Below are 12,169 nucleotides of genomic sequence, written 5' to 3'. Positions count from 1 at the left end.
CTATATATTAAATTAAAACCAAAAAGGAAAGCCTCATCAAGGCTTTCCTTTTTAATTCTTTTTAAGTTCTACAACAACTCTTCTAAAAGGTTCTTTTCCTTCACTATAAGTGTTAACAAATGAATTATCTTGTAAAGCTGAATGAATTATTCTTCTTTCATAAGGATTCATCGGTTCTAGTCTAAATAGTCTGCCCGTTCTCTTTACTTTTTCAGCAGTTTTATTTGCAACATTCTTGAGAGTTTCTTCTCTCTTTTTTCTATAATTCTCTATATCAAGTACGATTCTTTTATATTGAATGCTGCTATCTTTGTTAATCATTAAAGAAATAAGGCATTGTAATGAATCTAAGGTCTCTCCCCTATAGCCGATAAGCAAGCCTAGTTTATCACCTGACAAACTTATATTTATCACATTATCTTGTTCATTAATATCTATTTCTGCCTTTATGCCCATAGAATCAAGAATTTTGTTTATAAAATTTCTTATATCATCAATATAGTTATGTTTTAAGGTTACTTTTATTCTAGCTCGTTTAGTACTTATAAAGCCAAATAACCCTTTTGAACCACGTTGTAAAACCTCAACATCTACCATATCTTTTGTTGTATTTAACTCAAGTAAAGCTTTATTTAAGGCTTCTTCAACATTTTTCCCCTCTAATTCCACTGATCTCATTCCCTAATTCACCACCTTATTATATAAAGAAAGTATATATTAAAAAATTATTTTTTCTTTTTACTTTTCTTCTTTGTACTAGCTAAATTCTTAGGTTCTTCAACAATCATAGAAAAACTAGAATCTGAAGATTCTGAAACAGCTGTTTCTTCAGCTGCTAATGCAACCTTTTTCTTAGCTGGTAAATAATTTAAGAAATATGTTTGTATAGTTTGAATAACATTTCCTATTATCCAATATAAAACTAATATTGATTTAAAGTTTATTGACATAACTCCCATCATTACTGCCATAACTAAGCTCATAGTACCCATATTCATAGGTGAATCGTCCATTGGAGTAGCTTTTGTCATTAAGTAAGATGGTAAGTATGTTGATAAGGCTGCTAAAATAGGTAATATCATCGTCTTATCTCTAGCACCTAAATCTGCAATCCATAAAAATGATGCTCCATTCATGCCTTCTATTCTAAAGAATACATAATATAAAGCCATTAATATTGGTAATGGTAATAATGATGGAACACATCCTCCAGTTAAACTAACATTATTTTCTTTATAAAATTTTCTCATTTCTTCATTTAATTTTTCTGGATTACTCTTATATTTTTCTTGAATCTTTTTCATTTGCGGTTGAACCGCTTGCATTTTCTGAGTAGACTTTGCTGCTTTTATGTTAAGTGGCAATATAAGTAGTCTAATCATTAATGTAAATATAAGAATCGCTAACACATACGATAATCCAACATCTGAAACACCTAGGTTTAAGATGGAATCATGTAGATAATTGAATATATTAGCCATAAACTGAATTATCTTTTCAAACATTAAAATCTATACCTCCTAAACTTCATTACTTTACAGGATCATACCCACCTTTACAAAAAGGATTACACCTTAAAATTCTATACAGAGCCATTAAACTTCCTTTAATAACACCGTACTTATTTATGGCATCCAATGCATACTGTGAGCAAGTTGGCGTAAATCTACAACATGGACTTCTCCCAGGTGAAATAGATTTTCTATAAAATTTAATTAGACTTAATACAACTTTTTTCATCATAATATAAGCCTGCCTTTTTAATTAAATTCTTCATCGCCTTTTCAGTTTCAAAATAATTACTATCTCTCATAGGATTTCTTGCTACAAACACACAATCATATCCTTTTAATATATTATTATAATTTAATCTAAAGCTCTCGCTTAATAATCTCTTACATTTACTTCTAACAACACTGTTTCCAACTTTTTTACTTACAGAAATTCCTACTTTACTATATGCGATACCATCTTTGTCTTTGTTTCTTTTATTTTTCAATACATATAGAACCAAAGTCTTATTAGCAAATGATTTCCCTCTTCTATATACAATTATAAATTCTATATTTTTTTTTAATCTATAAATCATACGGTATTTCCATTACTCCTTTTTTCCTGCATTTGCAGAAAAAAGGCCACTTAATGCGGCCCTTATGCTGTTAATTTTTTTCTTCCTTTTTGTCTTCTATTTCTAAGAATGTTTCTTCCTGATTGAGTGCTCATTCTTTTTCTGAAGCCATGTTCCTTTTTTCTTTGTCTCTTTTTTGGTTGATAAGTCATGAACATTTAAAATGCACCCCCTTAATTTTTATTATTTATAGTAAAAACTATACTTTGCGGTTATTTTAAAATTACTTTTCTATTATATATATATCCTAATTTTCTGTCAAGATACAGTCTATTGTTGATAAATATTTATTAAACATAATATTTTTGTGGATAACTTATTGAATCTCCCTGTTTACTTATGATATTATAAATACTATAACTGTGAATAACTTAATTTAATAAATATTTATCCACAGCTGTGGATAAATATGTGAATAACTTGTTTACTTTTAATTTTATTTTTTAAAATTATTTTATATTTTCTCACTATAATTGAAATTATATACTATCGATTGATGTTTATATCTATTTTTTATAATTGTTGATAAGTATATAGTTTAATTTTTTTTCTAAATAAGTTATCCACATGTGTATAAGTTTATTCGCTTAGTCAACAATTAAAATATATTGTTTATTATATTGTTAATATCTTGTTAATAATTTATATATACCTTAAAAAAAATTTTTTTTTAATAATATTTGGAGGATAGAGATGGATGCTGACCTAAATAAATTATGGGAAAAAACCTTGAATATAGTAAAAAGTGAAATGAGTGAAGTCAGTTTCAATACTTGGATTAAAAGTTGTGAACCTATTTCTATATCTGATAAAAGTATAAAAATAAGCGTTCCAAATTCTTTTACTAAAGATATTCTAGACAAAAGATATAAAAGTTTGGTTGCTAATTCTATAGAAGCTGTTTGTTCTAAATTATATGATATAGAATTTTTAATAGAATCAGATCTTAATAATGAAGATGAATTAAATAGTAATGATAACTCTAGTAAAAGTATGAATAAAAATTCTAGAAGAAATATAGTTGTAAATGATGAAATGTCTTCAACTTTAAATCCTAAATATACTTTTAATTCATTTGTAATAGGTAATAGCAATAGATTTGCTCATGCAGCTTCACTTGCCGTTGCTGAAGCTCCTGCTAAAGCGTACAATCCTTTATTTATATATGGAGGCGTTGGACTTGGCAAAACGCATTTAATGCATGCAATCGGACACTATATTTTACAAAATAACACTAAAGCTAAAGTCGTTTATGTTTCTTCAGAAAAATTTACAAACGAATTAATAAACGCCATCAAAGATGATAAAAATGAAGAATTCAGAAAAAAATACAGAAATGTAGATGTTTTACTTATAGATGATATTCAATTCATTGCTGGAAAAGAGCGTACTCAAGAAGAATTTTTCCATACTTTTAATGAACTACATGACGCAAATAAACAAATAATTCTATCATCTGATCGTCCACCAAAAGAAATTCCAACATTAGAAGATAGATTAAGATCTAGATTTGAATGGGGCTTAATTGCTGATATTCAAGTACCAGATTTTGAAACTAGAATGGCAATTCTTAAGAAAAAAGCCGATGTAGAAAATTTAAAAGTAGCAAATGAAGTTATGGGATACATTGCTACAAAAATTAAATCTAATATCAGAGAGTTAGAAGGCGCATTAATAAGAATAATTGCTTATTCATCTTTAACTAATAGAGAAGTTACTGTTGATTTAGCTTCAGAAGCATTAAAAGATATAATTTCTAAAAAGCAAGGTAAACACGTAACTATAGCATCAATTCAAGAAATAGTTGCTAATTATTTTAACTTAAAAATAGATGATTTAAAATCTCAAAGAAGAACTAGAAATGTAGCTTATCCAAGGCAAATAGCTATGTATTTAAGCCGAAAACTAACAGATATGTCTTTACCGAAAATAGGAGAAGAATTTGGCGGTAGAGATCATACTACTGTAATTCATGCTTATGAAAAAATATCTGAAAATCTAAAGAATGATGAGAACTTACAGCATACTGTTTCTGACATTACAAAGAAGGTTTCTCAAAATTAATTAACATATGTACATAATAAGTATTGAATAACTTGTGGATAACTATATTTTAATAATACTATGTTGAAAACTGTGGATAAGGTATGCTTTTAGTTACCGACTTATCCACAATCTTTTTGCATAAAATTCCGTTGATATTACTAGGATTACAGTACTTATCAACAAATTAACAGCCCCTACTACTATTACTATTATATATAAATATATATCTATTCTAATTAAATTTAAAAATATATGTGAATAATTAAGGAGGATTTTTTATGATCTTTATATGTGAAAAACATAAATTATTAGAGGGTATTTCTATAGTTCAAAAAGCTATTACAGGAAAATCAACAATGAAAGTATTAGACGGTATTTACATAAATGCTACTAATGATGGTTTAAGATTAATAGGTTCAGATATGGATCTTAGTATTCAAACATTAGTTAAGTCAGATGTTTTGGACAAAGGTGAGATAGTTATTGATGCTAAAATATTTGGAGAGATTATTAGAAAACTTCCAAACTCTGATATAAAAATAGAGACAATAAAAGAAGATGTAATACAAATTACTTGTGAAAAATCAGTTTTCAATGTTGTATGTATGAATGCTGATGAATTCCCTTCATTACCTAATATTAACGAAGATTTAAAAGTAGAAGTTAATGAAAGCATTTTAAAAAATATGATTAAGGGAACCTCTTTTTCTATTGCACAAGATGAAGCAAGACCTATTTTACAAGGGATATTATTTCAAGTTAAAGATAGAACTTTAAATTTAGTTGCACTTGATGGATATAGATTAGCTATAAGAAGTGAATTTTTAGATAATGATATTAATTTAGAGGTTGTTATCCCAGGAAAGACATTAGTTGAAGTATCAAAAATTCTAGAAGATCATGATAAAAATGTAGATATAACATTTACTAATAATCATATATTATTTAATTTAGAAAATACTAAAATTATATCAAGATTACTAGATGGAAAATTTGTTAATTACATTTCATTATTACCTCAAGAACATAAATTATTAGTCACCGTAAAGAAAGAAGAATTACAAAACGGTATAGAAAGAGCATCTTTAATGGCCAAAGATGGAAATAATAATTTAATCAATTTAGACATTAAAGAAGACACTGTAATAATAACATCTAATTCTCAATTGGGAAAAGTTAGGGAAGAAGTCTCAATAAATTTGCAAGGCGATGAAATTGAAATTGCATTTAATTCGAGATATTTATTAGACGTTCTTAAGAATATGGAAAGTGATGAGATAATTTTAGAAATGACATCAGGAGTAAGTCCATGTGTCATAAAAGAAAAAAATGGAGAAAATTCTCAATATTTAGTTTTACCAGTAAGACAAATGAGATAAGGAGGAAGTAAATATTTATTAATATTTATGCAAAAATTATGAATAAAATTGAGATCAATACTGAAATTATAAAATTAGATGCATTTTTGAAATGGAGTGGAATAGCTTCTCTAGGATCAGAAGCTAAAATTTATATACAAGAAGGTTTAGTAAAAGTTAATGATGAAATATGTTTGCAAAGAGGAAAAAAATTGAAAGTTGGAGATGTTATAGAATTTAAAGATGAAAAATTTGAAATAGTTTAGTATAGCTTTTTAATTTTCTTAATAAACAGGCTATAACTTTTCTATTATGATATAATTGATTATAGGTGTATTTTATGTATATAAAAGCGATAATGTTGGTTAATTATAGAAATTATAATAATTCAGAGTTAAATCTTAGTGAAGGTGTTAATGTGTTTATAGGTGATAATGCCCAAGGTAAGACTAATATTTTAGAATCAATTTACTATTGTGCATTTGCTAAATCTCACAGAACATCACGAGATAAAGATTTAATAAATTGGAAAGAGAACGAAGCATATATAAGTTTACTTGTAGGAAAAAAAAGATTAGACAAAAGAATTGATATAAAAATTTTAAGAGACGGTAAAAAAGCTATAAAAGTTAATTCTATAAAAATAAATAAAATAGGAGAGCTTTTTGGAACTTTTAACGTAGTTATGTTTTCACCAGAAGATTTAAAAATAATAAAAGAATCTCCTGGGATAAGAAGAAAGTTTCTAGATATGGAGTTATGTCAAATCAATAAAAAATATTATTTTAATCTAGTTCAATACAATAAAATATTGAATGAAAGAAATATAATTTTAAGATCAAGAGATTTTAATAAGGATATTTTAGAGATATATGATTTACAATTAATAGAATATGCTGATTATATTGTTAAAGAAAGGTTAGAATATATAGATAAGATAAATTATTATGGAAAATTTATTCATAATGAAATAACTTCGGGAAAAGAAGACATAGTTTTCAAATATGATTCAGGAATAAAGTTTAAAGATAATTTCAAATATGCTTTTCTAGAAAAATTAAGAAGTAATTTGTTAAGAGATAGAGAACAAGGATTAACATCAATAGGCCCGCATAGAGATGACTTTAATATATTAATAAATAATATAGATGTGAAAAAATTTGGTTCTCAAGGTCAACAAAGAACTGCAGTTTTAACTATGAAATTTTCTTCACTTAAGATTATTAAAGAAATTACAAAGGAATATCCGATTTTATTACTTGATGATGTTCTTTCTGAGCTTGATATAAATAGAAAGCGATATGTATTGAGCACTCTTAATGATATACAAACAATAATTACTTGTACCGGTATAAATGATTTAGAAGATTACTTAGATGATAAATCTAAAGTGTTCAAAGTATGCAATGGAGAAATAGTGAATTAAAGGAGGAATATATAGTGTTTTTGCATTTAGGAGAAAATGTTGTAGTTCCTATAAAAGATATTATTGGAATATTCGATTTGGAAAATACTATGTATAGTTCAGATACTATACAATTTTTAAGATTAGCAGAAGAAGATGGCTTTGTACAAAGAATTACGAATGAAAAACCTAAATCTTTTGTTATTGCTGAAGTTAATAAAATGAGTAAGATATATCTTTCACCAATATCTTCTGCAACTTTAACTAAAAGAACTGATATAGAATATAATTCGTAAGTTAAAATTTTAGTTATAAATATTTTTAAATTTAGGAGGAGTCTGTTTTGGAACAAAATAATCAAAGATATGATGAAAATCAGATTCAAGTACTTGAAGGGTTAGAAGCTGTTAGAAAAAGGCCTGGTATGTACATAGGTAGTACTAGTTCTAGGGGACTACATCATTTAGTATATGAAATAGTTGATAATAGTATAGATGAGGCTTTAGCTGGATACTGTAAAAACATAGAAGTTAAAATTAATGAAGATAATTCTATTACTTCATCTGATGATGGAAGAGGAATGCCAGTTGGTATGCATCCTAAAATGCATAAGTCAGCAGTTGAAGTAATAATGACAATACTTCATGCTGGAGGAAAATTTGGTGGCGGAGGATACAAGGTATCTGGTGGTTTACATGGTGTTGGTGCCTCTGTTGTTAATGCTCTTTCAGAAAAATGTATTGTTACAGTAAAAAGAGAAGGACATATATGGAAACAAGAGTATAGCAAAGGTAAAGTGCTTTACGATTTAAAACAGGTTGGTAATACTGAAGAAAGCGGTACAACAATATACTTTAAACCTGACGCAGAAATATTTGATGAAGTTTTATTTGATTTTGATACATTATCTCAAAGATTAAGAGAATTAGCCTTTTTAAATAAAGGTATTAATATAACATTAATTGATTGTAGAAATGATAGAGAAGAAAATTATTATTATGAGGGTGGAATAAAATCATTCGTATCTTATTTGAATAGAAATAAGACACCGTTACATCCAGAGCCTATATACGTAGAAGGAATAAAAGATAAAGTTTCAGTTGAATTAGGATTACAGTATAATGATGGATATACAGAAAATTTATTTTCTTTTGCTAACAATATTGACACAATTGAAGGGGGAACCCATTTAGTTGGATTTAAAACAGCATTAACTAGAGCTTTTAATGATTATGCAAAAAGATTTGGATTTATAAAAGAAAATGATAAGAACTTTTCTGGTGATGATATAAGAGAAGGTCTTACAGCAGTAATATCTGTTAAAATTGAAGATCCTCAATTTGAAGGCCAAACTAAGACAAAATTGGGTAATAGTGAAGTTAAAGGAATAGTAGATTCTATAGTTAGTGAATATATAGGAATATTCTTAGAAGAGAATCCTGGAACAAGTAAAATAATTATAGATAAGGCTTTAATGGCAGCTAGAGCAAGAGAAGCTGCTAGAAAAGCAAGGGAATTAACAAGAAAATCTGTATTAGAAAGAACAACATTACCTGGGAAATTAGCAGATTGTTCATCAAAAGATCCTAGGGAATGTGAGATTTATATAGTCGAAGGGGATTCAGCTGGTGGATCTGCAAAACAAGGTAGAGATAGAAAATTCCAAGCTATTTTACCTTTAAGAGGTAAAATAATGAATGTTGAAAAACAAAGATTAGATAAAATATTAAATTCAGAAACTATAAGATCAATGGTTACTGCATTTGGTGGTGGAATAGGAAAAGATTTTGATATTGAAAAAATTAGATATAATAGAATAATAATTATGACTGATGCCGATGTTGATGGTGCGCATATAAGAACATTATTATTAACATTTTTCTATAGATATATGAGAGAATTAATAGAGCAAGGGCATGTATACATTGCGCAACCACCTTTATTTAGAGTAGGTAAAGGTAAAAAAGAAACATATGCTTATTCTGATGCTGAGTTAGATGCAGTATTACAGGATATGGGTGGAAAAGATAATTCGGTAGATATTCAAAGATACAAAGGTTTAGGAGAAATGAATGCTACTCAATTATGGGATACAACGATGGATCCATCAAAGAGAATTCTATTAAAGGCTGAAATTGAAGATGCAATGGCAGCTGATGAGATATTTACTATCTTAATGGGAGAAAAAGTTGAACCAAGAAGAGAATTTATAGAGCAAAATGCTAAGAATGTTGTTAATTTAGACATTTAGTACTTAATATGAGGTGAAGTACATGGAATTTAATGAAGGAAAAATTATATCTGTAGATATAAAAAATGAAATGAAAAAATGCTATATAGACTATGCTATGAGTGTTATAGTAGGTCGTGCATTACCAGATGTTAGAGATGGGTTAAAACCTGTTCATAGAAGGATATTATATTCTATGCAAATTTTAGGATTATCACCTGAAAAGGGATATAGAAAATGTGCTAGAATAGTCGGAGACGTTTTAGGTAAGTATCATCCACATGGAGATAGTTCTGTTTATGATGCATTAGTTAGAATGGCTCAAGATTTCTCAATGAGATATATGTTAGTAGATGGACATGGAAACTTTGGTTCTGTTGACGGCGATGGTGCTGCAGCAATGAGATATACAGAAGCAAAGATGAATAAGATAGCTGTTGAAATGTTAAGAGACATTAACAAGAATACAGTTGATTTTATGCCAAACTTTGATGGTGAAGAAGAAGAACCAACAGTTTTACCGTCTAGATTTCCAAATCTTTTAGTTAATGGATCATCAGGAATAGCAGTTGGAATGGCAACTAATATACCTCCTCACAATTTAGGAGAAGTAATAGATGGCACAATAATGCTTATAGATAATCCAGAATCTAGTGTACTAGAGCTTATGACTAAAATTAAAGGACCTGATTTCCCAACTGGAGCAACAATAATGGGTCATGCAGGGATTAGATCAGCTTATGAAACTGGAAGAGGTAAAATAGTAGTTAGAGCTAAATCAGATATTGAAGAAGAAAATGGTAGACATAAAATAATATTTACTGAAATACCTTACCAAGTTAATAAAGCTAAACTTATAGAAAACATTGCTGAATTAGTAAAAGATAAAAAGATTACTGGAATATCTGATTTAAGAGATGAATCAGATAGAGAAGGTATGAGAATCGTAATCGAATTAAAGAAAGATGCTAATCCAAATATAATATTAAACTTATTATATAAGCATACAAAACTTCAAGATAGTTTTGGCGTTATTATGTTAGCATTAGTAAATAACGAAACAAGGGTTTTAAATTTAAAAGAAGTATTAGTTCATTATATAGACTTCCAAAAAGAAGTTATAACAAGAAGAACTACATTTGAGTTAAATAAGGCAGAAGCTAGAGCGCATATATTAGAAGGTTTAAAAATTGCACTAGATAATATTGATAGAGTAATAAGTGTAATAAGAAACTCATCTACAAGTGAAATAGCTAAAAATACTTTAATGGATGAATTTAATCTTTCAGAAAAGCAATCTCAAGCAATCTTAGAAATGAAATTAAGAAGATTAACAGGGTTAGAAAGAGATAAAATTGATGATGAATATGATGAATTATTAAAACAAATGGAATATTTAAGATCTATATTAGCAAGTGAAGAAAAATTACTAGGAGTTATAAAAAATGAACTTTTAGAAATAAAAGCTAGATATGGAGATGAAAGAAGAACTAGTATTGAACAAGATATGAATGAAATTAATATAGAAGATCTTATTCAAGAAGAAGATGTAGTTATAACTTTAACTAAATCTGGATATATAAAGAGAATTTCAGCAGATGTATACTCAGCACAAAGAAGAGGTGGAAGAGGAATACAAGCAATGTCAACGAAGGAAGATGATTTTGTAGATCATGTAATGATAACTTCGACTCATTCAGATGTATTATTCTTTACTAATAGAGGTAGAGTGTACAAATTAAGAGCTTATGAAATACCTGATGCTGGAAGGCAAGCAAAGGGAACCAATATAATTAATTTAATAGCTATTGAACCAGATGAAAAAATACAAACAGTATTAACAGTAACAGATAAGCGTAGAGATGGCTATTTATTTATGGGAACTAAGCAAGGTATTGTAAAGAAAACTCACTTAAATGAATTTAGAAATTTAAGAAAGAATGGACTAATAGCTATAAACTTAAGAGAAAATGATGAATTATTAAAAGTTAAGATTACTTATGGTGATGCTAACGTAATGTTTGTTACTCAAAATGGTTATGCATTAAGATTTAATGAAAAAGATGTTAGACATATGGGTAGAACTGCATCTGGAGTTAAAGCTATAACATTAAAAGGTGATGATGTAGCTGTATGTATGGATATTGCAGTTGATGATGAAGAATTATTAGTTATTAGTGAAAATGGATTTGGTAAGAGAACTCCTGTAAGTGAATATAAGATTCAACATAGGGGTGGAGTAGGTCTTATAACTTATAAGATAAGTGAAAAGACAGGAAAGTTAGTTGGTGCTACAGTTTGTAAGATTGATGATGAATTAATGCTTATCAATACTAATGGTGTAGCTATAAGAATAAATGTATCAGATATATCAAAAACAAGTAGATCTGCTATGGGTGTAACTCTAATGAGAACTAATGAAGAAGAGAAAATAGTTGCTATAGCTAAAATACTAAAAAGTGATGATGAAGATTTAGAAGAAAATGAATTTGAATCTAATGAAGAAATTGATTTAGTAAATGAAGATAATAGCTTAGATGAATTAGTAGAGAGAGCAGAAGACCATAGTGAAAATGATATTGATATAGAATAGATAAAGAATTTAAGTGATAAAATAAAAAAACTATGTAGGATTTTAGTTACTCCTACATAGTTTTTTTGTTTTATATAGGTATAAAATGCTAAATAAAAGCTTAGTTTAGAGATATAAAGTATATACTAAGAAGTAATGTCATCCTGGCGTGTCAATATAAGAAATATGAAGAAAATAAAAGTAAAATAAAGAATAGTATATATATTTTTACTATATAGAACTATACAATAATAGAGCTGTATAATATATATGGTAAGATAAAACACGTCGCTGAGAGATGCGATGAACAAGTTTAAGAAAATTAAGTTTTTAGAAATTGAATTTCAACTTAAAAAAACTTGTTGACAAGAAATAACTTAAGTGATATACTTAAGAAGTCGCTTGAGGGCGACACAATAAAACAAAAGTT

The 12,169-nt window shown here is 27.7% G+C and carries 12 protein-coding genes; 7 read left to right on the top strand and 5 right to left on the bottom strand.

From position 1 onward, the window contains the following. Positions 1-51: 51 nt before the first annotated feature. From jag to rpmH, 5 genes are all read right to left on the bottom strand, one after another. Entirely contained in the window at positions 52-678 is a 627-nt protein-coding gene (gene jag, locus NG918_RS08760; protein WP_252225645.1) for an RNA-binding cell elongation regulator Jag/EloR, read from the bottom strand. A gap of 47 nt (positions 679-725) precedes the next feature. After that, on the bottom strand, positions 726-1,505 hold the full coding sequence (locus tag NG918_RS08755; protein WP_252225641.1) for a membrane protein insertase YidC: 780 nt from the start codon (positions 1,503-1,505) through the stop codon (positions 726-728). A 25-nt stretch (positions 1,506-1,530) separates the two neighbouring features. After that, entirely contained in the window at positions 1,531-1,740 is a 210-nt protein-coding gene (gene yidD, locus NG918_RS08750; protein ID WP_252216637.1) for a membrane protein insertion efficiency factor YidD, read from the bottom strand. Continuing rightward, positions 1,712-2,089 (bottom strand): ribonuclease P protein component, encoded by a 378-nt coding sequence (rnpA, locus tag NG918_RS08745; protein WP_252216594.1) that lies wholly within the window; start codon positions 2,087-2,089, stop codon positions 1,712-1,714. The genes yidD and rnpA overlap by 29 nt, the downstream gene beginning before the upstream one ends. A gap of 62 nt (positions 2,090-2,151) precedes the next feature. Beyond that, positions 2,152-2,286 carry a 50S ribosomal protein L34 gene (rpmH, locus tag NG918_RS08740; RefSeq protein WP_252216606.1) on the bottom strand — a complete coding sequence of 45 codons (135 nt, stop codon included), beginning with the start codon at positions 2,284-2,286 and terminating at the stop codon, positions 2,152-2,154. Between the two features lie 535 nt (positions 2,287-2,821). On the opposite strand from rpmH, the gene dnaA reads away from it, so the two are divergent. The 7 genes from dnaA to gyrA all read left to right on the top strand — a co-directional run bounded on the left by dnaA (position 2,822) and on the right by gyrA (position 11,760). Further along, entirely contained in the window at positions 2,822-4,192 is a 1,371-nt protein-coding gene (gene dnaA / locus NG918_RS08735) for a chromosomal replication initiator protein DnaA (RefSeq protein WP_252216607.1), read from the top strand. Positions 4,193-4,452: 260 nt separating this feature from the next. After that, a complete protein-coding gene (dnaN, locus tag NG918_RS08730; protein WP_252216609.1) occupies positions 4,453-5,553 on the top strand; it encodes a DNA polymerase III subunit beta in 1,101 nt (366 codons plus the stop codon). Between the two features lie 38 nt (positions 5,554-5,591). Next, positions 5,592-5,798, top strand: coding sequence for an RNA-binding S4 domain-containing protein (locus NG918_RS08725; protein WP_252216617.1), 207 nt, complete (start codon positions 5,592-5,594; stop codon positions 5,796-5,798). A 74-nt stretch (positions 5,799-5,872) separates the two neighbouring features. Then, positions 5,873-6,958, top strand: a complete 1,086-nt coding sequence (gene recF / locus NG918_RS08720; protein WP_252216619.1) for a DNA replication/repair protein RecF — start codon at positions 5,873-5,875, stop codon at positions 6,956-6,958. Between the two features lie 14 nt (positions 6,959-6,972). Further along, the gene (gene remB, locus NG918_RS08715; RefSeq protein WP_252216622.1) at positions 6,973-7,233 is read left to right on the top strand and encodes an extracellular matrix regulator RemB; all 261 of its coding nucleotides are present in this window, start codon (positions 6,973-6,975) and stop codon (positions 7,231-7,233) included. 47 nt (positions 7,234-7,280) lie between these two features. After that, positions 7,281-9,188: a DNA topoisomerase (ATP-hydrolyzing) subunit B gene (gyrB, locus tag NG918_RS08710; RefSeq protein ID WP_252216624.1), complete on the top strand. Its 1,908-nt coding sequence runs from the start codon at positions 7,281-7,283 to the stop codon at positions 9,186-9,188. 22 nt (positions 9,189-9,210) lie between these two features. Continuing rightward, positions 9,211-11,760, top strand: a complete 2,550-nt coding sequence (gene gyrA / locus NG918_RS08705; RefSeq protein WP_252225593.1) for a DNA gyrase subunit A — start codon at positions 9,211-9,213, stop codon at positions 11,758-11,760. Positions 11,761-12,169 lie beyond the last annotated feature (409 nt).

The sequence above is a fragment of the Clostridium sp. ZBS2 genome (assembly GCF_023845855.1).
GTDB classification, from domain to species: domain Bacteria; phylum Bacillota; class Clostridia; order Clostridiales; family Clostridiaceae; genus Clostridium; species Clostridium aquiflavi.
Note: the sequence above shows the minus strand (reverse complement) of the source record. Positions and strands in the feature narration are given on the sequence as shown.

Bases quoted from the DNA above. Each gene is read 5' to 3' on its own strand.
- jag (WP_252225645.1), bottom strand. From the start codon at position 678: ATGAGATCAGTGGAATTAGAGGGGAAAAATGTTGAAGAAGCCTTAAAT.
- NG918_RS08755 (WP_252225641.1), bottom strand. From the start codon at position 1,505: ATGTTTGAAAAGATAATTCAGTTTATGGCTAATATATTCAATTATCTA.
- yidD (WP_252216637.1), bottom strand. From the start codon at position 1,740: ATGAAAAAAGTTGTATTAAGTCTAATTAAATTTTATAGAAAATCTATT.
- rnpA (WP_252216594.1), bottom strand. From the start codon at position 2,089: ATGATTTATAGATTAAAAAAAAATATAGAATTTATAATTGTATATAGA.
- rpmH (WP_252216606.1), bottom strand. From the start codon at position 2,286: ATGTTCATGACTTATCAACCAAAAAAGAGACAAAGAAAAAAGGAACAT.
- dnaA (WP_252216607.1), top strand. From the start codon at position 2,822: ATGGATGCTGACCTAAATAAATTATGGGAAAAAACCTTGAATATAGTA.
- dnaN (WP_252216609.1), top strand. From the start codon at position 4,453: ATGATCTTTATATGTGAAAAACATAAATTATTAGAGGGTATTTCTATA.
- NG918_RS08725 (WP_252216617.1), top strand. From the start codon at position 5,592: ATGAATAAAATTGAGATCAATACTGAAATTATAAAATTAGATGCATTT.
- recF (WP_252216619.1), top strand. From the start codon at position 5,873: ATGTATATAAAAGCGATAATGTTGGTTAATTATAGAAATTATAATAAT.
- gyrA (WP_252225593.1), top strand. From the start codon at position 9,211: ATGGAATTTAATGAAGGAAAAATTATATCTGTAGATATAAAAAATGAA.